We start from the raw sequence: 22,886 nt of genomic DNA, 5'->3' as shown, positions 1-22,886 counted from the left end.
CGGCGAAGGGGCGGTACCGCGTGTGCGGTACCGCCCCTCCGGGTGCTGCTTCGGGGGTTACGCCGTCGGGCGGCGCGCTCCCGAGTACTGGCTCTGCAGCGGCGAGATCTTCACGACGTCACCGGTGTCGGGCGCGTGGACCATCTTGCCGTCGCCGATGTACATGCCGACGTGCGAAACGGGCGAGTAGAAGAACACGAGGTCGCCCGGCTGGAGCTGGTCCCGCGGGACCGCGGCGCCGAAGGTGGACTGCTCGCGGCTGGTCCGCGGCAGGATGATGCCGGCCTGCTTGTAGGCCCACGACGTCAGGCCTGAGCAGTCGAAGGTGTTCGGCCCGGTGGCGCCGTAGACGTAGGCGCTGCCGAGCTTGCTCATCGCGGCTTCCACGGCCGCCTGCGCGGCCGCCGTGGGGGCCTGGATGTTGGCGGGCGGTGTCCCGCCGCGGTCCTTCTGGGCGTTCTTGTCCGCCTGGCTCAGGTTCTTGTTGGCCGTTTCGAGCTGCTTGATCTGGTCGTTCAGCGTCTTCTGCTTGGCCTTGATGTCCTCGGTCAGCTTGGCCGCGGCGTCCCGCGCGTCCTGCGCGCGCTTCGCGGCGTCGCTGGCCTTGGCGGCCGCGTCGGTGGCCTGCTGGACGGCGCCGGTGAGGTTGCCCATCGCGGCGTTCTTGCCGGTCGCGATGACTTCCAGGGCCGAGGAGCGGTCGAGGAAGTCCTGGGTGGACGTGCCGGCCAGCAGCGCCGACAGCTTGTTCAGCTGGACACCGCTGGTGAACGACGCACCGGCGAACTTGTCGACCTCGGTCTGGTACTTCTTCTGGCTCTCGGACGCCGTGACGGCCTGCTGCTTCGCCGCGTTGACGTCGGCGGTGGCCTTGTCGAGCTCGCCCTGCTTCTTCTTGAGGTCGTCCTGGGCCGAAAGCAGGTCTTCGTTGAGCTTCTCGGCCTGGGCGGCGAGGTCGCGGTACTGGGCGAGCGCGTCGGAGCCGGTGGGCGGGGTCTGGAGAACGGGGACGGGGGCGGCGGTGGCCGTCGGCTGCGCCACGGTGACGAGGGTGATCACCGAGGCCGCGGCGAGGGCACCTGAAACCACGCGCCTGAGGGAATGCGACTGCACGGTCGCGCGGGTCTCCTTTGCGTCTCGGCCGCCGACGGGACCGGGGCACGAAGAGGCCGGGGGTTCCTCTTCGCCGCTGTCCCGCCACCACGCGCCCGGGCCGTGCGTTTTGACATGCACGAGCCGCAACAGGTGAAGCACGCGGTGGTGGTTCCGGTTCCCAGCTTCCCGACAAAGCTGCGTCCGGCGGCGATCTCGCGTCGCCGCCTCCGCAGACGGCCGAGGGCCACGAGATCTCGGCCAGGTTACGAAAAGAGCGCCACCACGTCCACCATCCGTCGGCCAAAAACGCTGCGTGACGCGCCGGAACACCATCGGACCAGGGAGGGAGAAAACATGTGATGGGCGTTACACGCTGGGGTTTCACCGGCGCGCTTTCGACTACCGACCGTTCACCGATTCAATCGACCATTCGGCGCGCCGCCACGAAACGGTCGAAATCAGGCGGTGCGCCGGATCGGTTCTTCGACCAGCCGCAGCCGGGGCACCATCCCGGCTTCGGCCAGCGCGTCGACGGCGCGCCGCTCGTCGGCGTCCCACACCACGGCGGGTGGCGCGCCGAGCAGCACGCTCATCACGCAGTCGTGGCACGAGATGCCGCGCACGGCGCAGCGGTCGCAATCGACCACCAGGTTCTCGATGTCCGAAACGGCGATGTGCGAGACGTCCACTTCGGACAGCTCGGGGGTGCCGGTCATGTGTCCTCCTCACGTCGGTGCTGACTGAGGACGACGGTAGGCGCCACCACCGACAGTTTCGGTGGCTCAGACCCGCGAAAGGCGGCTGACCAGCACCGATGACGGCGTCGGATGGGCGCCGCGGCCCCGCACGGAGTCCGCGACCGCCCGGTCGGACGTCGCGACGACCATGGGCCGCCCCGCCGGCTCGGCCGCGACGAGGTTGCGGATGACGTCGTCGGCCAGCACCCCGCGGTCGGAGAACAGCACCCGCACGCCGCGGGGCACCGAGGCGGGCACGGAGAGCACGCCGGCGCCGTCGAACACGACGGTGACCTCGGCGGAGGTGCGCGCGGCCAGCGCGGACAGCTGGTGGATCAGCCGGTCGCGCTGGTCGGCGAGGGCGAGTTCCGGGTAGCCGGTCTTGGTGACGTTGTAGCCGTCGACGATCAGGTGCACGTTGGGCAGCGCGAGGTAGCGGTCCAGTGCGGACACGTCGGCGATCTTGCCGCCCTGGCCGGTGCCGGAGCTGGCTCCGCGGACCATGTCCGCCGGGCGGGCGCCGCGCGCGCCGAGGGCGAGTTCGCGGCGCAGGCCGGTGACGGCGCCGTCGATGGTGTCGATGAGCAGGGCGAGCCGCACCTCGTCGGCCTGCCGGGCCTCGCGCGCGGACTGGCGGGCGATCTCGGCGTCGGCGACCGCGCGCTCGGCGCGGGCCCGCTCGGCGGCGACGCGCTGGCGTTCGCGCTCGAGCTGGGTGGTGAGGGCGGCGATCTCGTCGTGGTGCGCCGCGGAACCGCGTTCGGCGTCGGCGGCCGCGGCTTCGGCCGCGTCCCGGGCCTGGCGCAGCTGGACGCCTTGTTCGCGAAGGCGCTTCAGGAGCTTCTCGACTTCGCCCTCGCGCTCGCCGCGGGCGTTTTCGGCGGCTTGTTTCGCTTCGGCGAGCTCGGCGCGGACCTGCGCGAGCTCGGCTTCGAGCCGCTGGCTGCGGGCCAGCGCGGCGTCGCGTTCGGCGCGCAGGGCGTTTTCCTCGGCGTTCCGGGCGACCAGCCGGACGCGCCCCGCGGCCCCGGACTCGCCGAGCAGGACCGCGGCGGCCGCCGCGGCGACGGAGTCGGTGGCGTTGGGGTCGAGGGCGTCGGTGCGGTGCTCGCGCAGCCACTCGATGACCGCGGTCCGGAACTGGGAGGAGTCACCGAGGGCCGCGAGCAGGGCGGCGCCGCCGAGCTTGGCCCGCTTGGCCGGGGCGAACTTGGCGACCGGCCGCAGCTGGCGCGGCACGTCGGTGGCGGACAGCTTGGCGACGGCGGCCGCGGCGAGCTCGGCGATGCGTTCGCGCACCGGTTCGGGCAGCGCCGGCCAGGTGGCGGGCTCAGGGTGTCCGGCCTGGTCAGCGGGCTCCTCGGCCGGCTCGGGGCGCGACGCGACGCCCGAGGGACCCTGGGGGTCCTCCGGCGGCTCCGGCACGAGCGGCTGCGGGTGCATTGGTCCAGGGTAGGCCCCGCCTCCGCATCTCGCGCCGCGCACCACACGGACCGGCGGCGCGCGGAAACTGTCGGTGGTCACCCCTACAGTCCCGCTCATGCGTTCGGTCCAGGCTCAGCTCGCGTTCGACGAGCTCGGAACTCCCTTGCGGGACACCACTTTCGTCGTCTTCGACCTCGAAACGACCGGGGCCCCGCCGGGGCCGTCGGGGATCACCGAGATCGGGGCGGTGAAGGTGCGCGGCGGCGAGGTGCTGGGTGAGTTCGCGACGCTGGTGAACCCGGGCGCGCCGATCCCGCCGCAGATCGTCTCGCTGACCGGGATCACCCAGGCCATGGTCTACGACGCGCCGCCGATCGAGGAGGTGCTGCCGGCGTTCCTGGAGTTCATCGGGGGTGCGGTGCTGGTGGCGCACAATTCCGGCTTCGACACCTCCCACATGCGGGCGGCGTGCGAGGGGCACGGGTACGCGTGGCCGAAGCTGACGGTGGTGTGCACGGTCCGGCTGGCGCGGCGGGTGGTGCCGCGGGACGAGGTCGGGCGGTACAACCTGACGGCGCTGGCGCTGCTGTTCGGGGCGAGGACGCGCCCGACGCACCGCGCGCTGGACGACGCGCGGGCGACCGTGGACGTCCTGCACGGCCTGCTGGAGCGGGTCGGGAACCTGGGCGTGCACTCGCTCGAGGAGCTGATGGGTTACCTGCCGGAGGTGACCGTCGCCCAGCGGGCGAAGCGGCACCTGGCGGCGGACCTGCCCGCGGCGCCGGGCGTCTACCTGTTCAAGGGGCCGAAGGACGAGGTCCTGTACGTCGGCACGGCGAAGGACCTGCGGCGGCGCGTGCGGACGTACTTCACGGGCTCGGAGAACCGCAGCCGGATCCGCGAGATGGTGGCGCTCGCCGAGCGCGTCGACCACGTGGTGTGCGCGCACGCGCTGGAGGCGGAGGTGCGGGAGCTGCGGCTGATCGCGGCCCACCGGCCGGCGTACAACCGGCGGTCGAAGAACCGGCACCAGGGCTGGTGGATCGGGCTGACGGACGAGGCGTTCCCGCGGCTGTCGGTGGTCCGCCTGCCGCGGCCGGGGGTGCTGGGCCCGTTCCGCAACCAGGCGGACGCCCGCGTGACGGCGGACACCCTGGCCGGGGCGTCCGGCCTGCGGACGTGCACCCAGCGCATCTCACCGCGGTCGGCGAACGGCACCCCCTGCGTGCTGGCGGAGCTGGGGCGCTGCGGAGCGCCGTGCGCGGGACGGCAGAGCGTGGAGGCGTACGGCCCGGCGGTCGAGTCGGTGTCGGGGTTGATCGCGGGTGTGGACGGCGGCCCGCTGCACACGGCGGCGGCCCACGTGGAGCGCTTGGCGGCGGGTCAGCACTACGAGCAGGCGGCCCGCCACCGCGATGAGCTGGCGGGCCTGATCCGGGCGCTGGGCCGGGCCCACCGGCAGGCGTCGCTGGCGTCGATCGGCGAGCTGATCGCGGCGGGCCCGGACGGAGCGGGCGGCTGGGAGCTGGCGGTGATCCGCTACGGCCGCTTGGCCTCGGCGGGCGTGGCCCGGCGCGGGGTGCCGCCGATGCCGGTGGTGGAGGCGCTGGTGGCGTCGGCGGAGACGGTGCTCCCGGAGCCGGGGCCGTTGCACGGAGCGCCGCCGGAGGAGGTGGGGGTGCTGCTGCGCTGGCTCGCCCGGCCGGGGGTCAGGCTGGTCCGCACGACCCGGCCGTGGGCGGAGCCGGCGGCGGTGGCGGGCTGGCGGGGATGGCTCGACCTGGTCGCGGACGCCCACTCCCTGGAACACATCCACTGACAGCATCGGCCGCCGCGCCCCAACGCAGTGAATGACTCATTCCTGGCGTCGGACGCCAGGAATGAGTCATTCACTGCATCCAGACATCCTTCGCCGCCTAACCCCCGCGGCTTCGCCGCGCCCCGCCTTCCGCAGGGGCGTACCGGAAGGGTCGGTCCAAGGCCGACCGTCCAGGACGCGAGCCGACCGTGGGGGTGCGCAGGCCGACCCTCCAGGCACGCAGGCCGACCGCCTGGGTACGCGGGCCGACCCTCCAGGTACGCGGGGTGACCGGGTGGGTCAGGCGACTGAGGTGTTCAGGGCGTCCAGGAGCCAGGTGTGGGCGAGGCCCATCGGGGCCTCCTCCCCCGTGATCTCCCCCGCCAGGTGCCAGTAGCGCCTCAGCCGCGGGGTGCGGTCCGGGGCCGTCCGGTGGTTGAGCGCCCGGCGGAACGCCGGGCTGTCCGCCGCTCCCAGGGCCGCCGCGTGGGCCGCCACGAACCGGTCCAGCTCCGGCCCCGGGGCCGGGCGGGCTCCGGCCGCCATGCGCACCGCCGCCTGGACGCACGCCTCCCCCACCTCCGCGTGGAGCGCGCCCAGGTCCGCGATCCGGTCGTGGCCCGCCAGAGTGCTCTCCGCGAGAGAAGACGCCAGGCGGGCGTCCGCCGCGAGCAGCACCAGCTCGGCGTACGCCACCACCTGGCCCGTCGTCGGCTGGGACGGCGGCCGCGGGGCACTCATGTCCAGGAACATGCGGGCCGTGTCCGGCGGGATCGGGCCCATCGTCATCGGGCGCCAGAGACGCACCAGCGTCTCGTGCGCCGAATACCCGTCCTCGACCGCGGACAGCAGCTCCAGGCGCGCCGCGCGGTCGGCGGGCGCCACCTCCGAGACCGCCCGCAGCACCGAACGCCGCCAGTTGAGGGTCGCCAGCTCGCGGTCCAGGGCCGTCCGCTCGGCCGCCACCGCCTCCTCCAGGGAACGGCGGCCGGTGAGGACGTCGGTGATCGGGCGCAGGCCCAGCCCGAGCCCGCGCAGGCGGCGCACCAGGGTGAGCCGGTCGATCGCCGGGCCGTCGAAGCGGCGGTGGCCGCCGGCGCTGCGCACCGGTTCGAGCACGCCCTCGTCGCAGTAGAACCGGATCGTGCGGACGGGCACGCCGGTCCGGCGCGCCAGCTCGCCGATCCCCAGTGTGTTTCCGGTCACCTTCCGTCGAACCTCCAGCCGGGTGGAATTCCTACGGTACGGCCATGGACACCACGAGACTCGCCGCAGGCCTCCGCGAGCACACCGCCGGGTTCGCCGCGGCCGTCGAGAACGCCGATCCGGACCGACGAGTCCCCACCTGCCCGGAGTGGCCGCTGCGGGTGCTCGTCGGCCACGTCGGCCAGGAACACCGCTGGGCCGCGAGCATCGTCCGGACCGGCCCCTCGCCGGTCCCGGACCCGTTCGACGCCGACCCCGGCACTCCCGGCAAGTGGTCGGACTGGCTGAACCAAGGCGCCGCGGACCTCGAAGAAGCCGTCCAAGCCGCCGGCGACACCCCGGTGTGGACGTTCTTCGGCCCGCAACCGGCCGGGTTCTGGCTGCGGCGGATGCTGCACGACACCACCGTCCACCACGCCGACGCGGCCCTGGCCGCCGGCAAGGGCTTCACCGTGGCCCCGGACCTCGCCGCCGACGCGATCAGCGAGTGGCTGGAACTGCTGTCCGACCCCGTCACGGCGAGCCTCAAGCCGGGCTTCGCCGAGCTGCGCGGCACCGGCCAGACCCTCCTCCTGGACCCCGGCGAGGGCCCGGGCTGGCTGATCACCCGCACCCCCGACGGCGTCCGGTGGACGCGGGAAAGCCGGCCCGCGGACGTGACGCTGACCGGCCCGGTCGCTGACCTCCTGCTCGTGTTCACCCGGCGCCTCCCGGCGGACCGCGTCACGATCGCCGGCGACGAAGCACTCGCCGCGCACTGGCTGGCCCACACCGCGGCGTAGCTAGGATCGCGGGCGACACCCGCAGACGAGTCTTGGAGGACCCAGGTGATCACCGCGATCGTGTTGATCCAGGCAGAGGCGGACGCGATCCCGGACGCGGCGCAGGCGATCGCCGACATCGAGGGTGTCGGCGAGGTCTACTCGTGCGCCGGGGACGTCGACCTCATCGCCACCGTGCAGGTGTCCACGCACGAGGACCTGGCCGACCTGATCCCCGGGAAGATCGGCAAGGTGCCGGGGGTGCTGGACACCGTCACGCACATCGCGTTCCGGTCCTACAGCCGCGCCGACACCGAATCGGCCTTCTCGATCGGCGTCGAAGACTGAACGACCCCCGAAACGACCGAAGGCCACCTCCCGCGGGAGGTGGCCTTCGTCGTGGGTGGACCTAGTGGTCCGACTGCTTCGCGGTCGACGCCGTCTCGGCGGAGTCGAACTCGCCGTGCTGGCCGTGCTGGCCGTTCTCGGCTCCGGAGTGCCCGTTGCCGTTGGCCCGCTGCAGCGCCGCGGTCTCCTCGGCCGGGTCCGGGGACCAGAACGTGCCCGGCACCGCGTGACCGGCCGAACCCAGCTTGTTCATCTTCTTCGGCACCGACGCGCCCTGGTACTCGAGCGCGACCGCGTGGCCGTGGCTGTCCACGCCCGCCAGCGGCTGGTGGATCTCGATGAACTCACCGTGCGGCAGCCGCTTGATGATGCCCGTCTCGACACCGTGCTCCAGCACTTCGCGGTCGGCCCGCTGCAGGCCGAGGCAGATGCGGTAGGTGAAGTAGTAGGCCAGCGGCGGCACGATCAGCACGCCGATGCGGCCCGCCCACGTCGTCGCGTTCAGGGAGATGTCGAACTGGTCGGCGATGATGTCGTTGAAGCCGGACAGCTCGATGACCATGAAGAAGCCCAGCGCCATCGCGCCCAGCGCCGTGCGGACCGGTGCGTCACGCGGCCGCTGGAGCAGGTTGTGGTGCGCGGTGTCCTTGGACAGCTTCCGCTCGAGGAACGGGTAGGTCAGCAGCAGGCCGAACAGGATGGGCATGCCGATCGCGCCGGGGAAGAACACCGCCGGGATCGTGTAGTTCCCGAGGTAGACCTCCCACGCCGGCCAGATCCGGAGCATGCCGTCGGCCCAGGCCATGTACCAGTCGGGCTGCGAGCCCGCCGACACCTGCGCCGGGTTGTACGGGCCGAAGTTCCACACCGGGTTGATCTGGAACAGGCCCGACATCAGCGCCAGCACGCCCACGACCAGGGTGAAGAACGCCCCGCCCTTGAGCGCGAAGTACGGCATGATCCGGACGCCGACGACGTTGGTCTCCTTGCGGCGCACGCCCGGGAACTGCGTGTGCTTCTGGTACCAGACCAGCGCCAGGTGCGCTCCGACCAGGGCCAGCATGATGCCCGGGATCAGCAGGATGTGCAGCGTGTACAGGCGCGGGATGATCTGGTCGCCGGGGAACTCCCCGCCGAACAGCGCCCAGTGGATCCAGGTGCCGGCCACCGGCACCGAGAGCACGATGCCCGACAGCGTCGCGCGGATACCGGTACCGGAGAGCAGGTCGTCCGGCAGCGAGTAGCCGAAGAAGCCCTCGAAGCAGCCCAGGATCAGCAGCAGGCCACCGATCACCCAGTTCGCCTCACGCGGCCGCCGGAACGCACCGGTGAAGAAGATGCGCAGCATGTGGACGGCCATCGACGCGACGAAGATCAGCGCGGCCCAGTGGTGCAGCTGCCGCATGAACAGGCCGCCGCGGACGTCGAACGAGATGTCCAGCGTCGTGCGGAACGCCTGGGACATCTCCAGGCCCTGCATGTTCTTGAAGCTGCCGTGGTAGACGACCTCCTGCATGGAGGGGTCGAAGAACAGCGTCAGGTACACACCGGTGAGCAGCAGGATGATGAAGCTGTAGAGCGCGATCTCGCCCAGCAGGAACGACCAGTGGGTCGGGAACACCTTGTTCATCTGGTGCCGCAGGCCCTTGGCCAGGTGGTACCGCTGGTCGGCGTTGTTCGCGGCCTCGCCCAGGTGCCGCTCGACAGCACTCGAGCCCTTGGTCGGCGTGGTGAGTGAACTCATGACTTACGCTCCCAAAAGGCCGGACCGATGGCCTCGATGAAGTCGCCTCGCGCGATCAAGTATCCCTCTTCGTCCACCGTGATCGGTAGCTGGGCCAGCGGACGGGTCGCCGGGCCGAAGATCGGCTTGGCGTAGTGGAGGGCGTCGAACTGCGACTGGTGGCACGGGCACAGGATGCGGTTGGTCCGCTGCTCGTACAGGGAGGTCGGGCAGCCGACGTGGCTGCAGATCTTCGTGTACGCGTAGTAGTCGCCGAAGTTGAAGTCCTCCTGGCCGGCCCGCTTGACCACCTTGGCGGCGTCGGTCGGGCGCAGGCGGATCAGCATGACCGGGTTGTCGACCCGGGTCAGCGCCTTGGCCAGCGCCTCCGCGTCGTTGCGCTCGGACTCGCGGAACGGGAACACCGTCTCCATCGCGCCGGCGTCCAGGTCCTCGGCCTTGACCAGGGAGATCTCGGTCTCCTTGCCGTGCTCGACCTCGACCGGCTTGCCGGTGGCGCGGCGCATGTAGACCTTCTCGCCGGGGAAGTTCGGCTGCCAGCCGGTGTGCCACAGCGAGTCGCGGGACTCGCTGTCCTTCCACGGGTTCTTGATGAAGGACGCGACGGGCAGCGCCGCGGCCGCGAGGCCCAGCGCACCCGCACCGGCGATCGCCGAGCGCTTGATCAGCGAGCGGCGGGCGATGGTGCTGCGGTTCCCGGCGTCGGCCAGGTGCGCCAGGATCGTCTGGCGGTCGACCTCGGCCGACCCCGCGCCGTCGTTGTCGCTGCGCTGCTGCACCGCGACCTCGGCGGGCACGAACTTCTTCGTGTACAGGATCACGCCGATGCCCAGGCCGAGGATGGCCAGGCCGAGCGTGATGCCGAGCATCGGGGTGTAGAGGCTGTACCAGAAGTGGCCGCTCTCGTTGTCCGGCGCCTCGTACTTCCACGGCCACCAGATGAGCGAGACGACGAACCCGATCCCGGCCAGCGCGGACAGGCCGAACCAGAACGCGACCAGGCGCTCGGCCCGCTTCTCCGCGCGGGTGCCCTCCACGGGCCACGGGGTCGGGTACTCGACGATCTCGACGCCGTCGAGCGCCCCGCCCAGCTTGACCAGCTGGTCCCGGTCCATCTCAGCCAGCTCCGCCTCCGACGGCGGCTTCGGCCCCTCGGCACTCATGCCTTCGATCCAATCCACAACGTCACGCCGATCAGCGCGGCGATCCCGACGATAAAGGCGATGACGCCCTCAGAAGCGGGGCCGACCCCGCCGAGGCCGTTACCACCCGGGTCATTGTTGCCGTCCGACACCGACTTCACGTAGGCGACGATGTCCTTCTTCTCCTCCGGCGACAGCTGCCGGTCGGAGAACTTCGGCATGTTCTGCGGGCCGGTGAGCATGGCCGTGTAGATCTGCTCTTCGCTGGCCGGGTCCAGGTTCGGCGCGTACTTGCCGGCGGACAGCGCACCGCCACGGCCGGTGAAGTTGTGGCACGACGCGCAGTTGAGGCGGAACAGCTCGCCACCGCGGGCCGGGTCGTCGCCGCGCAGGGCCTCGCCCTTCTCGGCGGGGCGCTGGACACCGCCGCCGTGCGCCTGGATGTAGGCGCCGACCGCGTCGATCTCGGCCTCGGTCAGCTTCGGCGGCTTCCGCTCGATCTGCGCCTCCTGGCGCGCGGCCGGCATGCGGCCCGAAGAAGTCTGGAAGTACACCGCGGCGTCGCCGATGCCGATCAGGCTCGGGCCGCGGTCCTGCACGCCCTCGAGGTTCGCGCCGTGGCAGGCGATGCAGGTGTTGTTGTAGACCTGCTCGCCGAGGCGCAGCTGCGCCGGCGTGCCCTGGGCCTGCGCGGTCTGCGGCTCCGGGGCGAACACGGCGTACAGGGCGCCGGCGCCCACCAGCGCGATGCCGAGCGCGAGCAGGCCGGCGAACCGCCTCCGCAGCTTCGACCGCGCGCGGTAGCGGCGCTCCGAGGACTTGGTGCTGGTGGTCATCTTGCGGCAACCCTTGCTGTCAGTTCAGGCCGATGGTGAAGGTGGTGGCGGCTGGTGGGACCTACGGAAGGAGGTAGATCACACCGAAGAGGCCGACCCACACGATGTCGACGAAGTGCCAGTAGTAGGACACGACGATCGCCGACGTGGCCTGGGCGGGCGTGAACTTGCTCAGTTTCGTGCGGATGAGCAGGTACACGAAGGCGATGAGCCCGCCGATGACGTGCAGGCCGTGGAACCCGGTGGCGAGGTAGAACACCGTGCCGAACGGGCCGGACGGGATCGTCATGCCCTCTTCGACCAGGTTGTGGTACTCGTTGGCCTGGCCGCCGACGAAGATCGCGCCCATGATCAACGTGATGATGTACCAGCGGCGCAGCCCGTAGACGTCGCCGCGCTCGGCGGCGAACACGCCGAACTGGCAGGTCAGCGAGGACAGCACGAGGATCACCGTGAACGGGATCGCGTACGCCACGTTGAGGTGGAACGGCTCGTCGTGCAGCGGCGGCGGCCACTGGCCGGACGAGTTCTGCGCCTTGACGGTGAAGAACATCGCGAACAGTCCGGCGAAGAACATCAGCTCGCTGGAAAGCCACACGATGGTGCCGACACTGACCATGTTCGGCCGGTTCAGCGAGTGGACCCGCTGACTGATGGTGGGAGCTGCCGTTGTCACGCGTCGCATTATGTCCTCTCGCACCGCCGCTCCGCCGGGTGGGTCCACGGCGAGCCGTCTGCGTAACCGATCACACCGGATGCCCGGGAAGGTGAGAGCTACTCATGGGTTTACTCGACCGCCTGCTTGACCTGGTCAAGAAGCGGGAAACGCCCGGTCTGAGCGTCGACGCGCCCGGGCTGAAGATCGTCGCCGAGGCCTTCGACCCGGCCGTCGCGGACTCCGCCGTCCTCGCCTCTTCACCCGGCTGGGTCAGCACGGCACCGGCCGTCCTGCGGCACCACCTGCTGCTGCCGCCGGACCGGCTCGAAGAGGCGGCGTCGATCCTCGCCCAGGACGGCTATGAGCTGCGAGAACAGACCGACTCGGGAGATCCGGCGCGGGTGCTCGCGGTGCGCGTCCAGGTGCTCGACGCCCTGCACTGCGCCCAGGAACGGTCCCGGATGGCGGGCCTCGCGCAACGATTGGGCGGCGACGCGCTGGGCTGGGACGCGCAACAGCCGGAGCCGACCGCGTGATGTCGGTCTCGGCCGATACGATCGGCGTGCGAGTCGTGCGGTGACGAGAGAGGGCGTGCTCAATGGGCGAGCAGTCGATGCGGGTCCTGGTGTTCAGCCACAAGCCGGAGGTGCGCGAGGCGATCGTGAACGCGGTCGGCCGTCGTCCGGCGGCGGACCTGGCGCGCGTGGAGTACGTCGAGGCGGCCGGCATCGCCGACGTGCTGGCCGAAGTGGACGAGGGGAACGTCGACCTGGCGATCCTCGACGGCGAGGCCCAGCCGACCGGCGGCATCGGCCTGTGCCGCCAGCTGAAGAGTGAAATCGCCGACTGCCCCCCGATCGTGGTCGCGGTGCGGCGCAGGGACGACCGGTGGCTGGCCACCTGGTCGCAGGCGGACGCCGTGCTGGTGCACCCGCTGGACCCGCTGACCGCCGCGGAGACCGTCGCCGACGTGCTGCGCGCGCGACGGGTCCCCGTCGTGAACGGCTGAGCCCGGTGTCCACCCCGGTCCCCCGCACCTGGCCACCCCTGCTCAAGCAGCTCATCGCGGGCGCCGACCTCTCCGCGGAGGACACGGCGTGGGCGATGGACCAGATCATGAGCGGCGCGGCGAGCCCGGCCCGGATCGCCGGGTTCGCGGTGGCGCTGCGCGCCAAGGGCGAGACGCCCGAGGAGATCGCCGGCATGGCGGCCACGATGCTGGCGCACGCCAAGCGGGTCGAGCTGGACCGCCCGGCGGTCGACATCGTCGGCACCGGCGGTGACGGCTCCAACTCGGTGAACATCTCGACGATGGCGACGATCGTCACCGCGGCGGCGGGCGCGCCGGTGGCCAAGCACGGCAACCGCAGCGCGTCCTCGAAATCCGGCGCGGCCGACGTCCTCGAGGCGCTCGGCGTGACCATCTCGCTGCCGCCGGAGGACGTGCGGCGCAGCCTCACCGAGGTCGGCATCGGGTTCTTCCTGGCCTCGGCGTTCCACCCGGCGCTGCGGCACGCCGGCCCGGTGCGCAGCGAGCTCGGCATCCCGACGACGTTCAACCTGCTCGGCCCGCTGACCAACCCGGCACAGCCGGACGCCGCGCTGATCGGCTGCGCGTACCCGGACAAGACGCGGGTGCTGGCGGAGACGTTCGCCCGCCGCGGCACGCGCGCGCTGGTGGTCCGCGGCGACGACGGCCTCGACGAGATCACCACGACGACGACCTCGACCGTGTGGGTGGTCTCCGAAGGCACGGTCACCGAGCGCAGCTTCGACCCGGCGTCCGTGGGCATCGCCCGCGCGACGGCGGAGGACCTGCGCGGCGGCGACGCGGCGGCGAACGCCGAGGTGGTCCGCGAGCTGGTGGGCGGCAAGCCGGGCCCGGTCCGCGACGCCGTCCTGCTCAACGCGGCGGCGGCGCTGGCGGCCTTCACGGGCTTCTCGGAGTCCCTGGAGGACGACCTGCGGGCCGGCCTGACGCGGGCGGCCGAGGCGATCGACTCGGGTGCCGCGGCCGCGCTGCTGGACCGCTGGATCGCCTTCAGCTGACCTGCTCACCCGCTCGGCAGCGCACGGCCGGCTCGGCCGCCGCACCGGCCGGCTTCTCCGGTGCGGCGGCCCGGCGGCGGCGCTGAGGGGCCAGCGCGGCCGCCAGGACCGCGAGCATGCCCAGCGCCTCCGGCCAGTTCGGACGGTGGCCGTAGAACGCGATGTCCACCAGCACCGCCACCACCGGGTACAGGTAGGACAGCAGCGCCACCGTCGTCGTCGGCAGCTTGCCGATGCTCGCGTACATCAGCACGTACATCAGTGCCGTGTGGACCGTGCCCAGCAGAACCAGCCACAGCAGCCCGGAAGTCGTCGTGGGCAGGGGCGTGACGAGCAGCAGGGGTGCGAGCACCAGCGCGCCCACCGTCGTCTGCACGGCGGCCAGCAGGTGCGGGCGGATGTGCTTCAGCTGCTTCGCGACGAAGGACGCTCCCGCGTAGAGCACCGCCGCACCGAGGGCCAGGGCGATGCCCGCGAGCTGCACCGGTTTGCCGTCCTCGCCGTGGGCGGACAGCGAGATCAACGCCACTCCGCCGAACGCGATCGCGGCCCGGGCCAGGTGGCTCTTCGCCACCTTCTCGCCGAGGAAGGCCGCCGCCAGGCCGACCAGGATCAGCGGCTGGGTGTGGTAGACGACCGTGCTGACCGAGATCGACGACAGCGCGTACGAGGCGAACAGCAGCACCCAGTTGCCGACCAGGAACAGCCCGCCCAGCACGGCGAGGCCGAGGTCGCGGCGGGACGGCCGCCAGGCCTGCAGCCAGCCGCGGGAGAGGCACCACAGCACGAGCAGCGCGCCGCCGACGAAGCAGCGGGCGAAGGCCACGGCCGGGGCAGCCGCGCCGCTTTCGAGGACGACGGCGCCGATCGTGCCGGACATCGCCATCGCCGCGGACCACTGGAGCAGCGGGCGGGTTTCGGAGTTCGTCATGCCGACCAGGTTCGTCGCACTCGATCCCCGCGACCAGTGTCAGAGATGACAACGGCCGCAAAACTTGTGACACACTGGCCGCCATGGACGTCAACCGGGTCGCCGTGGTGCTCGCCGACCGCGTTTCGCCGTTCGAGCTGGGGGTCGCGTGCGAGGTCTTCGGCACCGACCGCAGCGCCGACGGCATCGCGGGCTGGGACTTCGCCGTCTGCTCGCCGGGCGGTTCCGGCGTCGACAGCTGGTCCGGCTTCGGGCTCTCCGGCCTGCGAGACCTGGACTTCGCGGCGTCGGCGGACCTGCTGATCGTGCCGACGTGCGCACCCCGGACCGCGCCGCCGCCCGAACCGGTGCTGGACGTCCTGCGCGACGCCGCCGGGCGGGGCGCCTGGGTGGCGGGGTTCTGCGCGGGCGTGTTCTCGCTGGGTTACGCGGGCCTGCTCGACGGCCGCCGCTGCACGGTCCACTGGGTCTACGAGGCCGAGTTCCGGCAGCGGTTCCCGACAGCTCAGGTGGACCCGCAGGCGCTGTACGCCGACGACGGCGGCATCCTGACCAGCGCGGGCACGGTCGCGGCGGTCGACCTGTGCCTGCACCTGGTCCGCCGGCTGCGCGGCGTCGCGGCGGCCACGACGCTGGCCCGGCGGATGGTGGCGGCCCCGCACCGCGCGGGCGGACAGGCGCAGTTCGTCCAGGCGCCCGTGCCGGCGACGGCGGCGGGCGACGACGCCGTGGTCGCGGAGGCCCTGGAGTGGGTGGAGCGGCGGCTGGACCAGCCGTTCACGGTGGCGGAGCTGGCCCGCCGCAGCGGGCTGGGCGAGCGGACGTTCCTGCGCCGCTTCTCGGCGGCCACGGGCACCACGCCGCACCGCTGGCTGACCGAGCGGCGGCTGGACCGCGCCCAGGCGCTGCTGGAGGAGGGCGGGCTGTCGGTGGAGGACATCGCGGCGGCGTGCGGGTACGCCTCAGCGGCCGCGCTGCGGCACCAGTTCAGCCGCCTGCGGGGGACGAGCCCGTCCTCCTACCGCACGGCCTTCCGCGGCTGAGCGCCCTACCGCGACACGAAACCGGCCGCCACGCGGGTGCGTGACGGCCGGTTCGGCGAATCGGAACTCAGTCGTGCGAGGGGCCCGTGTGGTACTCGAACACCAGGCCGCCGATCGTGATGAGCAGCGCGACCAGCGCGATGACCAGCAGCCAGATGTGGAAGAACGCCAGCGCCACGGCCGCGAGCGCCGCGGTGGCCGCCATGCCGATCGGCCAGTAGCTGCCCGGGCTGAAGAAGCCCAGCTCGCCCGCGCCGTCGCTGATCTCGGCGTCCTCGCGGTCCTCCGGGCGCGGTTCGATGCGGCGGGCGACGAACTGCATGTAGCTGCCCGCCAGGAACGCGAGGCCGCCGGTGAGGAACAGCGCGACGATGCCCACCGGCTCGGCACCGTGGGTCGCGGCCAGCGCGGTCCACACCCAGTAGACCCCCGCCATGAACACGGCGAAGATCGCCACGATGAAGAAGATGCGGGCTTCGACCTTCATGGTCTTTTCCTACTCCTGTTGTCCGCTGGGCGTCAGTTGGACGCGGTGCGTGCCGTGCGGTCGGTGTTGAACGGCTGGGTGGTCACCGCGTGCGGGGTGCACAGCTCGCCGCAGTTCATCTTGGCCAGCGCTTCGGCCGCGGTGAACGTCTGGCCCGTCGCCGGGTTCACCTGCTTGCGCAGCGCGATGTACTGGTCGAACTTGTCCGCCGACAGCGCGCGGACCTCGAAGTTCATCACCGAGTGGTAGGTGCCGCACAGCTCCGCGCACCGGCCGACGAAGGAGCCTTCGCGGTCGATCTTGTTCTGGAAGGAGCTGTCCTGGTTGTTCTTCTCCGGGTTCGGCATGACGTCCCGCTTGAAGTTGAACTCCGGCACCCAGAAGGAGTGGATGACGTCGGTGGAGACCAGGTCGTACTGGATGGTCTTGCCGACCGGGAGCACCAGCAGCGGGATCTCGCCGGACGAGCCGACCGTGCTGACCTGGCCGCTGCCGTCGGGCTTCGCCGCGTTGGCGTCCTCGTACTTGAACTCCCAGTTCCACTGGAAGGCCACGACCTGGACCTTGACGTCCGGGTTCGGGACCTTGTCGAGGACCTTCGACTCCGTCGTCGCGGTGAAGAAGAACAGGACGCAGACCATGATCGTCGGCACGACGACCGTGAACAGCTCGAGCGGGATGTTGTACTGGAACTGCCGCGGCAGCTCCTCCGGCTCGCCGTCGGCGGTCTTCTTCTTGCGGTGGAACGTGGCGGTCCAGAAGATCAGGGCCCACACGATGACGCCGACGACCAGCGCCGCGACCACGGTCCACGTCCAGAGCGTCCGCATCTGGTTCGCCTGTTCGGTGACACCGACCGGCCAGCCGAACCGCAGGATCTCGTCGCCGGAGCAGCCCGTCGCGGTCAGCGCGACCAGCACGGCCAGCGCGGCGACGCGTACGGTCCGCTTCCCCAGGGTGCGCTCGGGTTGTCCCACTGCGCCTCGCCCTTTCACCCAGAGCCTCCTACGACCGATCTTTGTGACAGCCGGACTCTAGCCGAGTTGGCCCATCCTGCTGACCAAGGGGTAACCATCGACGTGCGTGTTACTCGCCACCTGGGCCCCGGCATACTGGGGCCTTCCCCCAGCCCGGCGAAGACCCTGAAGGTGTGTGAGTACCCGTGTGCGGCCTGCTTGGACTGATCTGCGCGACCGAGACCGGCGCGGCGAACGCGCGTGACGCCGTCGGCGCGGCCATGCGCTGCCAGCGCCACCGCGGCCCCGACGAGCAGGACACCTGGGCCGACGCCGAGGTCGTCTACGGCTTCAACCGGCTCGCCTTCATCGACGTCGAGCACGCGCACCAGCCGCTGGTCTGGGGCCCGCCGGAGGCGCCGGGCCGGTACACGATGAACTTCAACGGCGAGATCTACAACTACCTCGAGCTGCGGGCGGAACTCGCCGAGCAGCACGGCGCGAAGTTCGAGACCGAGGGGGACGGCGAAGCCATCGTCGCCGGCTTCCACTACCTCGGCGCCGATTGGGTGAAGCGCCTGCGCGGCATGTTCGCCTTCATGATCTGGGACTCGCAGGAGAAGCGGGTCTTCGGCGCGCGCGACCCCTTCGGGATCAAGCCGCTGTTCTACTCGGCCGGCCCCGGCGGCGTGGCGTTCTCGAGCGAGAAGAAGAGCCTGCTGGAGCTGTCGGACGTCCTCGGCGTCACGCAGGAGCTGGACCGCACGGCCCTGCAGCACTACCTGGTCCTGCAGTACGTGCCCGAGCCCGAGTCGCTGCACTCCGCGATCCGGCGCGTCGAGTCCGGGACGTCGTTCGAGGTGGTGCCCGGCGGTGAGGCGAAGTTCACGCGCTACTTCCACCCGCAGTTCAGCGCGAAGCCGGTCCACGGGCCCGCCGAGGCCGAAGAGCTGTACCAGCGGATCGCCGATGTGATGCGCGACTCGGTCGGCAAGCACATGATCTCCGACCCCGACGTCACGGTGGGCGCGTTCCTCTCCGGCGGCATCGACTCCACGGCCACCTGCACGCTGGCCAAGGAGCACAACCCGAACCTGATCGCGTTCACCACCGGGTTCGAGCGCGAGGGCTACTCCGAGGTCGACGTCGCCGCCGAGTCGGCCGCCGCGATCGGCGTGAAGCACGTGGTCCGCACAGTGTCGGCGGACGAGATGATGGAGGTGCTGCCGCTCATCGTCTGGTACCTCGACGACCCGGTGGCCGACCCGGCGCTGGTCCCGCTGTGGTTCATCGCCCGCGAGGCCCGCAAGCACGTCAAGGCGGTGCTGTCCGGCGAAGGCGCGGACGAGCTGTTCGGCGGCTACACGATCTACAACGAGCCGATCTCGCTGGCGCCGTTCGAGAAGATCCCCGGCGGCATGCGGAAGCTGATCGGCAAGGTGTCGACGAAGATCCCCGAGGGCACCCGCGGCAAGGACCTGCTGCGCCGCGGCGCGCTCCCGCTGGAGGACCGCTATTACGGCAACGCCCGCAACTTCCGCGACGACCAGCTGCGGAACGTCCTTCGCACGTATCAGGAGGGCGTCGGCTTCAAGGACGTCACGGCGCCCTGGTACGAGGTCTCGCGCGGCTGGGACCCGGTGGCCCGCATGCAGCACGTCGACCTCTACACGTGGCTGCGCGGCGACATCCTGGTCAAGGCCGACAAGGTGACGATGGCGAACTCGCTGGAGCTGCGGGTGCCGTTCCTCGACGCCGAGGTGTTCAAGGTCGCGGCGTCGATCCCGCTGGACCAGAAGCTCGCCCACGGCACGACGAAGTACGCGCTGCGCCAGGCCCTGGCCAAGATCATCCCGGCGCACGTGCTCAACCGCCGCAAGCTGGGCTTCCCGGTCCCGATCCGGCTGTGGCTGCGCAACGAGATGTACGACTGGGCTCGCGGGATCATCAGCGACTCGCGCACCGAGGAGCTGCTGGACAAGAAGGCGATCCTGGCGCTGCTGGAGGAGCACAAGGCCGGCCAGCTGGACCGCAGCCGCCAGCTGTGGGCGCTGATCGTGTTCATGCTGTGGCACGGCATCTTCGTCGAGCACCGCATCAAGCCGGAGATCCCGGAGCCGGTCTACCCGGTCAAGCTCTGAGCGAACTCCCCGTCGAAGCCACCCTGCGTCCGTAGGGTGGCTTCGACGCTTTCGGGGGTGGTCGAAGTGGACCTCGTGCTGGTGCACGGGACGACGCAGAGCCCGGCGGGCTGGGCACTGCTGGAGCGGGAGCTGGCGGGGCACCGGACGTTCCCGGTCGACCTGCTCGGCGGCGACGGGCCGGACTTCCCCGGGCTGGTGCGCCGCCAGGTGCCGCACCCGCGGCGCCCGGTGGTCGTCGCGCACTCCGGCGCCGGGGTGCTGCTCCCGGCAATCGGCGCCGCCCTCGACGCCGCCCGGCTGGTGTGGGTGGGCGCGTACATCCCCGACTTCGCGGGCGGCGGGAGCCTGGCCGACGAGGCGCTGACGATCATCCACCCGGAGTGGGCCGGCGTGGACCCGACCCGCGACCCGGCCGTGGCCGATCATTTCCTCTTCCACGACTGCGACGACGAGACGCGGGCCTGGGCGCACGGAACCCTGCGGCTGTTCCACCCGCCCTCGCTGCCCACCCGGCGGGCCGGGCCGGCGCCTTCGATCCCCTCGACGGTCGTGGTGCCCACCGCCGACCGCACGCTCCGGCCGGAGTGGATGGCCCGCGCCGCGCGGGACCGGCTCGGCGTCGAGCCGGTCCTGATCGACGCCGGGCACTGCCCGCACGTGTCGCGCCCGGCCGAGCTGGCCCGGCTGATCGTGGGTGCCCAGCCGGGCTGAGCACCCACGGCCGGCCCGGTCAGGCGGCGGGGAGGACCGCCGAGATCTCCTCCGCCGCGTCCGGGCCGAAGGCCTCGCCGATGCGGGCCAGCGCCTCCGCGCGGTCGAACGTCCACTCCTGGGTGCCGACCGTCTCCAGCACGAGCACCGCAATCAGCGAGCCGAGCTGAGCCGCGCGCTCGACGCCGAGACCGCCGTCGAGGCCGGCCAGGAAGCCCGCGCGGAAGCCGTCGCCGACGCCCGTCGGGTCGGCCTTCGTGCGCTCGGGGACCGCGCCGATCTGCAGGGCGACGCCGTCCTTGCCGACGATCTCGACGCCCTTCTCACCCAGCGTCGTGATCCGCAGGCCGACCTGGTCGAGGACGTCGGCCTCGGTCCAGCCGGTCTTCTGGAGCAGCAGCTCCCACTCGTAGTCGTTGCTGAACAGGTACTTCGCGCCGGCGACGAACGCACGAGCCTGCTCGCCGGTCATCCGGGCCAGCTGCTGCGACGGGTCGACGGCGAAGGCGTATCCGCGCTGCCGGCACTCCTCGGCGTGGCGGATCATGCCCTCGGGGTCGTCCGGGCTGATCAGCACCAGGCTCAGCGCGCCGACGCGCTCGGCGATCGGCGACAGCTCGATGTTGCGGGACTCGGCCATCGCGCCGGCGTAGAACGTCGCGATCTGGCAGAGGTCCTCGTCGGTGGTGCAGACGAACCGCGCGGTGTGCGCGACCTCGGACACGTGCACGCCCGAGGTGTCCACGCCGTGCCGCTCCAGCCAGGAGCGGTAGTCGGCGAAGTCGGCGCCGACGGCGCCCACGAGGACCGGCTGGACGCCGAGCACCCCGAGGCCGAAGGCGATGTTCGCGCCGATGCCGCCGCGCCGGACCACCAGGTCGTCGGCGAGGAAGCTCAGCGAGACGCGGTGCAGCTGCTCGGCGACCAGCTGCTCGGCGAACCTGCCCGGGAAGTGCATGAGGTGGTCGGTCGCGATACTGCCGGACACCGCGATCCTGGCCCTGTCTGCCACCGGCTGCTCCTTCTGGTCGACCTCACGGCAAAAGGCGCGAAATTACCCCCGGGTCATGACCCATCCGGGTAGTTCGCGCGTACCCCGCCGACACTACCGGCTGGTACTCCTTTTCCAGTCGAGAGCGGATCAATAGCGTTACGAATCGTGAACGCCGTCACCGAACCCGAGACCCTGTCCGAGCTGATCGCCGACTGCGCCTTCATCCCGGCGACGCTCCAGGCCGAAAGCCTTCCGACGCCCCTCGTCACGGCCGAACCGTGGCAGGTCGACGAGGCGTGCCACGCCCAGGTGGCCGAGCTCGACGCCTACGTCTGATCCCCTGATCTGCGCAGCAACGCCAGAAGGCCCCGCCTCCCTTCCGGGAGACGGGGCCTTCTCGCGTGCTGCGGCTCTTCGGACCGACGGCTCAGTGGAACGAGTCGCCGCAGGCGCAGGAGCCGGTGGCGTTCGGGTTGTCGATCGTGAAGCCCTGCTTCTCGATCGTGTCCACGAAGTCGATGACGGCTTCCGACACGTACGGCGCACTCATCCGGTCCACGGCGACCTTGAGGCCGTCGAAGTCGCGGAACAGGTCGCCGTCGAGCGTGCGCTCGTCGAAGAACAGCTGGTAGCGCAGGCCGGCGCAGCCACCGGGCTGGACGGCGATGCGCAGGTGCATGTCGTCGCGGCCCTCCTGCTCGAGCAGGGCCTTCGCCTTGGAAGCCGCGGCGTCGGTCAACGTGACGCCGTGGGTCTCCTCGGCGGTCTCGGCCTGCGTCGCGCCGGCGTGCTCAGCGGTCGTCATGGCACTCCCTCATCAAAGTCGAACTCGCTGCGGATACTCCTCGTGCTGACGTGCTCAACACCGGGGACGTCCGATCTGTTCCCCCACCATGGTCGCACATGGATCGACCTGGTGAACGGCGGCGTGACGCCTGCAATACCCTGGTGAGGTGAGGTTCCTGCGCCGAAGCACCACAGACACCGCCGCCGAAGAGCCGGAGACGGCCGAAGCCGTCGACGTCGCCGGTAAGGCGTACACGCCCGGTAAGGGCAAGGCTACGCCGAAGCGCCGCGAGGCGGAGGCGAAGCGCCGTGGCCCGGTGGCGCCGCCGCCCACGACGATGCGTGAGGCGATGAAGCGCAACAAGGAGCTGCGCAAGGCGAACCCCCAGACCAAGGAAGACCGCCGGGCGGCCGCCAAGGCCCGCCGCGACGCGATGATGCGCGGCGACGACAGCGCGCTGCTGCCGCGCGACAAGGGGCCGGTCAAGCGGTACGTCCGCGACCTGGTCGACAGCCGGCGCAACCTGCTCGGCCTGTTCATGCCGCTGGCCATCGTGGTGTTCCTGGCGCTGCTGGTGCCGCTGCCCCAGGTGCAGTCGTACATCACGTTGCTGTGCACGGCGATGTTGCTGGTGATGGCGATCGAGGGCTTCGTGAACGGCCGGAAGATCGCGAAGCTGGTGCGGGAGAAGTTCCCGAAGGAAGCGGTGAACGGCCGGTCGATCGGCTGGTACGCGTTCGTCCGGGCGTCCCAGATCCGGCGGCTGCGGATGCCGAAGCCGCGGCTGAAGCCGGGGGACCCGATCCCGAACTGAGCTGGTTTCGAGAAGCCGGGTCGAGCGACGCTCGACCCGGCTTCTTGCTGTTCACGACGGACAGCGCTGCCCAGGTTGGTGTCATGGAAGAGTCGTTTACGAGAAACGGGACGAGGACAGCCAGACCCGCACCCACCCAGACCCCCCCCGCAACCCCGATCCGAAGCCCCAACACGGCCGGTGGCGCCGGGTCAAGGCACGCTTTCCCGCCTTGACGCGG

General features: G+C 71.3%; 24 protein-coding genes. 11 read left to right on the top strand and 13 right to left on the bottom strand.

Annotation, left to right across the window (positions count from 1 at the left end; genetic code table 11):
- Positions 1-57: 57 nt before the first annotated feature.
- The 3 genes from IE317_RS40745 to IE317_RS40735 all read right to left on the bottom strand — a co-directional run bounded on the left by IE317_RS40745 (position 58) and on the right by IE317_RS40735 (position 3,275).
- Positions 58-1,113 (bottom strand): C40 family peptidase, encoded by a 1,056-nt coding sequence (locus IE317_RS40745; RefSeq protein WP_191316695.1) that lies wholly within the window; start codon positions 1,111-1,113, stop codon positions 58-60.
- A 440-nt stretch (positions 1,114-1,553) separates the two neighbouring features.
- Positions 1,554-1,811: a hypothetical protein gene (locus tag IE317_RS40740; RefSeq protein WP_191316694.1), complete on the bottom strand. Its 258-nt coding sequence runs from the start codon at positions 1,809-1,811 to the stop codon at positions 1,554-1,556.
- 66 nt (positions 1,812-1,877) lie between these two features.
- Complete coding sequence (locus IE317_RS40735) at positions 1,878-3,275, bottom strand: NYN domain-containing protein (RefSeq protein ID WP_191316693.1); 1,398 nt, start codon at positions 3,273-3,275, stop codon at positions 1,878-1,880.
- A 97-nt stretch (positions 3,276-3,372) separates the two neighbouring features.
- Here IE317_RS40735 and IE317_RS40730 point away from each other — a divergent pair, with 97 nt between their 5' ends.
- Positions 3,373-5,076 carry a DEDD exonuclease domain-containing protein gene (locus tag IE317_RS40730; protein ID WP_191316692.1) on the top strand — a complete coding sequence of 568 codons (1,704 nt, stop codon included), beginning with the start codon at positions 3,373-3,375 and terminating at the stop codon, positions 5,074-5,076.
- 279 nt (positions 5,077-5,355) lie between these two features.
- On the opposite strand, the gene IE317_RS40725 is transcribed toward IE317_RS40730, so the two are convergent.
- Positions 5,356-6,261 (bottom strand): MerR family transcriptional regulator, encoded by a 906-nt coding sequence (locus IE317_RS40725; protein ID WP_191316691.1) that lies wholly within the window; start codon positions 6,259-6,261, stop codon positions 5,356-5,358.
- Positions 6,262-6,305: 44 nt separating this feature from the next.
- On the opposite strand from IE317_RS40725, the gene IE317_RS40720 reads away from it, so the two are divergent.
- A complete protein-coding gene (locus IE317_RS40720) occupies positions 6,306-7,043 on the top strand; it encodes a maleylpyruvate isomerase family mycothiol-dependent enzyme (protein WP_191316690.1) in 738 nt (245 codons plus the stop codon).
- Positions 7,044-7,088: 45 nt separating this feature from the next.
- Complete coding sequence (locus tag IE317_RS40715) at positions 7,089-7,370, top strand: Lrp/AsnC family transcriptional regulator (RefSeq protein ID WP_191316689.1); 282 nt, start codon at positions 7,089-7,091, stop codon at positions 7,368-7,370.
- A gap of 61 nt (positions 7,371-7,431) precedes the next feature.
- Here IE317_RS40715 and qcrB read toward each other — a convergent pair whose 3' ends face one another.
- The 4 genes from qcrB to ctaE all read right to left on the bottom strand — a co-directional run bounded on the left by qcrB (position 7,432) and on the right by ctaE (position 11,777).
- On the bottom strand, positions 7,432-9,114 hold the full coding sequence (gene qcrB, locus IE317_RS40710) for a cytochrome bc1 complex cytochrome b subunit (protein WP_191316688.1): 1,683 nt from the start codon (positions 9,112-9,114) through the stop codon (positions 7,432-7,434).
- On the bottom strand, positions 9,111-10,277 hold the full coding sequence (gene qcrA, locus IE317_RS40705; RefSeq protein ID WP_191316687.1) for a cytochrome bc1 complex Rieske iron-sulfur subunit: 1,167 nt from the start codon (positions 10,275-10,277) through the stop codon (positions 9,111-9,113). Before qcrA ends, qcrB begins: the two co-directional genes overlap by 4 nt.
- The gene (qcrC, locus tag IE317_RS40700) at positions 10,274-11,092 is read right to left on the bottom strand and encodes a cytochrome bc1 complex diheme cytochrome c subunit (RefSeq protein ID WP_191316686.1); all 819 of its coding nucleotides are present in this window, start codon (positions 11,090-11,092) and stop codon (positions 10,274-10,276) included. Before qcrC ends, qcrA begins: the two co-directional genes overlap by 4 nt.
- 61 nt (positions 11,093-11,153) lie before the next feature.
- The gene (gene ctaE, locus IE317_RS40695) at positions 11,154-11,777 is read right to left on the bottom strand and encodes an aa3-type cytochrome oxidase subunit III (protein WP_191316685.1); all 624 of its coding nucleotides are present in this window, start codon (positions 11,775-11,777) and stop codon (positions 11,154-11,156) included.
- Between the two features lie 95 nt (positions 11,778-11,872).
- On the opposite strand from ctaE, the gene IE317_RS40690 reads away from it, so the two are divergent.
- The 3 genes from IE317_RS40690 to trpD all read left to right on the top strand — a co-directional run bounded on the left by IE317_RS40690 (position 11,873) and on the right by trpD (position 13,799).
- Positions 11,873-12,286 (top strand): hypothetical protein, encoded by a 414-nt coding sequence (locus IE317_RS40690; protein WP_191316684.1) that lies wholly within the window; start codon positions 11,873-11,875, stop codon positions 12,284-12,286.
- Between the two features lie 62 nt (positions 12,287-12,348).
- A complete protein-coding gene (locus IE317_RS40685) occupies positions 12,349-12,759 on the top strand; it encodes a response regulator transcription factor (RefSeq protein ID WP_191316683.1) in 411 nt (136 codons plus the stop codon).
- 5 nt (positions 12,760-12,764) lie between these two features.
- Positions 12,765-13,799 carry an anthranilate phosphoribosyltransferase gene (gene trpD / locus IE317_RS40680; protein WP_191316682.1) on the top strand — a complete coding sequence of 345 codons (1,035 nt, stop codon included), beginning with the start codon at positions 12,765-12,767 and terminating at the stop codon, positions 13,797-13,799.
- Here the strand turns inward: trpD and IE317_RS40675 are convergent.
- Complete coding sequence (locus tag IE317_RS40675; RefSeq protein ID WP_191316681.1) at positions 13,792-14,730, bottom strand: DMT family transporter; 939 nt, start codon at positions 14,728-14,730, stop codon at positions 13,792-13,794. The genes trpD and IE317_RS40675 overlap by 8 nt on opposite strands.
- Before the next feature lie 83 nt (positions 14,731-14,813).
- Here IE317_RS40675 and IE317_RS40670 point away from each other — a divergent pair, with 83 nt between their 5' ends.
- Complete coding sequence (locus IE317_RS40670; RefSeq protein ID WP_191316680.1) at positions 14,814-15,773, top strand: GlxA family transcriptional regulator; 960 nt, start codon at positions 14,814-14,816, stop codon at positions 15,771-15,773.
- A gap of 67 nt (positions 15,774-15,840) precedes the next feature.
- On the opposite strand, the gene IE317_RS40665 is transcribed toward IE317_RS40670, so the two are convergent.
- Positions 15,841-16,260 (bottom strand): cytochrome c oxidase subunit 4, encoded by a 420-nt coding sequence (locus tag IE317_RS40665; protein ID WP_191316679.1) that lies wholly within the window; start codon positions 16,258-16,260, stop codon positions 15,841-15,843.
- A gap of 32 nt (positions 16,261-16,292) precedes the next feature.
- Positions 16,293-17,237 carry an aa3-type cytochrome oxidase subunit II gene (gene ctaC / locus IE317_RS40660; RefSeq protein WP_191316678.1) on the bottom strand — a complete coding sequence of 315 codons (945 nt, stop codon included), beginning with the start codon at positions 17,235-17,237 and terminating at the stop codon, positions 16,293-16,295.
- Between the two features lie 185 nt (positions 17,238-17,422).
- Here ctaC and asnB point away from each other — a divergent pair, with 185 nt between their 5' ends.
- Positions 17,423-19,357 (top strand): asparagine synthase (glutamine-hydrolyzing), encoded by a 1,935-nt coding sequence (gene asnB / locus IE317_RS40655; protein ID WP_191316677.1) that lies wholly within the window; start codon positions 17,423-17,425, stop codon positions 19,355-19,357.
- A gap of 57 nt (positions 19,358-19,414) precedes the next feature.
- Positions 19,415-20,071 carry an alpha/beta hydrolase gene (locus tag IE317_RS40650; RefSeq protein ID WP_229903182.1) on the top strand — a complete coding sequence of 219 codons (657 nt, stop codon included), beginning with the start codon at positions 19,415-19,417 and terminating at the stop codon, positions 20,069-20,071.
- Between the two features lie 19 nt (positions 20,072-20,090).
- On the opposite strand, the gene IE317_RS40645 is transcribed toward IE317_RS40650, so the two are convergent.
- Complete coding sequence (locus IE317_RS40645) at positions 20,091-21,083, bottom strand: carbohydrate kinase family protein (protein ID WP_191316676.1); 993 nt, start codon at positions 21,081-21,083, stop codon at positions 20,091-20,093.
- Between the two features lie 147 nt (positions 21,084-21,230).
- On the opposite strand from IE317_RS40645, the gene IE317_RS40640 reads away from it, so the two are divergent.
- A complete protein-coding gene (locus IE317_RS40640) occupies positions 21,231-21,401 on the top strand; it encodes a hypothetical protein (RefSeq protein ID WP_191316675.1) in 171 nt (56 codons plus the stop codon).
- 91 nt (positions 21,402-21,492) lie between these two features.
- Here the strand turns inward: IE317_RS40640 and IE317_RS40635 are convergent, their stop codons facing one another.
- Positions 21,493-21,870 carry a HesB/IscA family protein gene (locus IE317_RS40635; RefSeq protein WP_004562664.1) on the bottom strand — a complete coding sequence of 126 codons (378 nt, stop codon included), beginning with the start codon at positions 21,868-21,870 and terminating at the stop codon, positions 21,493-21,495.
- Positions 21,871-22,018: 148 nt separating this feature from the next.
- Between IE317_RS40635 and IE317_RS40630 the strand changes: the two genes are divergently transcribed.
- Positions 22,019-22,666: a DUF3043 domain-containing protein gene (locus IE317_RS40630; protein WP_191316674.1), complete on the top strand. Its 648-nt coding sequence runs from the start codon at positions 22,019-22,021 to the stop codon at positions 22,664-22,666.
- The last annotated feature ends 220 nt before the right edge of the window (positions 22,667-22,886 follow it).

The sequence above is a fragment of the Amycolatopsis bullii genome (assembly GCF_014654205.1).
Lineage (GTDB): Bacteria > Actinomycetota > Actinomycetes > Mycobacteriales > Pseudonocardiaceae > Amycolatopsis > Amycolatopsis plumensis.
The sequence above is the reverse complement of the archived record's forward strand: the minus strand, read 5'-3'. Positions and strand labels throughout refer to the sequence as shown.

Bases quoted from the DNA above. Each gene is read 5' to 3' on its own strand.
- IE317_RS40685 (WP_191316683.1), top strand. From the start codon at position 12,349: ATGGGCGAGCAGTCGATGCGGGTCCTGGTGTTCAGCCACAAGCCGGAG.
- IE317_RS40730 (WP_191316692.1), top strand. From the start codon at position 3,373: ATGCGTTCGGTCCAGGCTCAGCTCGCGTTCGACGAGCTCGGAACTCCC.
- qcrB (WP_191316688.1), bottom strand. From the start codon at position 9,114: ATGAGTTCACTCACCACGCCGACCAAGGGCTCGAGTGCTGTCGAGCGG.
- ctaE (WP_191316685.1), bottom strand. From the start codon at position 11,777: ATGCGACGCGTGACAACGGCAGCTCCCACCATCAGTCAGCGGGTCCAC.
- IE317_RS40735 (WP_191316693.1), bottom strand. From the start codon at position 3,275: ATGCACCCGCAGCCGCTCGTGCCGGAGCCGCCGGAGGACCCCCAGGGT.
- IE317_RS40670 (WP_191316680.1), top strand. From the start codon at position 14,814: ATGGACGTCAACCGGGTCGCCGTGGTGCTCGCCGACCGCGTTTCGCCG.
- IE317_RS40635 (WP_004562664.1), bottom strand. From the start codon at position 21,870: ATGACGACCGCTGAGCACGCCGGCGCGACGCAGGCCGAGACCGCCGAG.
- qcrA (WP_191316687.1), bottom strand. From the start codon at position 10,277: ATGAGTGCCGAGGGGCCGAAGCCGCCGTCGGAGGCGGAGCTGGCTGAG.
- IE317_RS40675 (WP_191316681.1), bottom strand. From the start codon at position 14,730: ATGACGAACTCCGAAACCCGCCCGCTGCTCCAGTGGTCCGCGGCGATG.
- qcrC (WP_191316686.1), bottom strand. From the start codon at position 11,092: ATGACCACCAGCACCAAGTCCTCGGAGCGCCGCTACCGCGCGCGGTCG.
- IE317_RS40665 (WP_191316679.1), bottom strand. From the start codon at position 16,260: ATGAAGGTCGAAGCCCGCATCTTCTTCATCGTGGCGATCTTCGCCGTG.
- IE317_RS40720 (WP_191316690.1), top strand. From the start codon at position 6,306: ATGGACACCACGAGACTCGCCGCAGGCCTCCGCGAGCACACCGCCGGG.
- IE317_RS40740 (WP_191316694.1), bottom strand. From the start codon at position 1,811: ATGACCGGCACCCCCGAGCTGTCCGAAGTGGACGTCTCGCACATCGCC.
- IE317_RS40690 (WP_191316684.1), top strand. From the start codon at position 11,873: ATGGGTTTACTCGACCGCCTGCTTGACCTGGTCAAGAAGCGGGAAACG.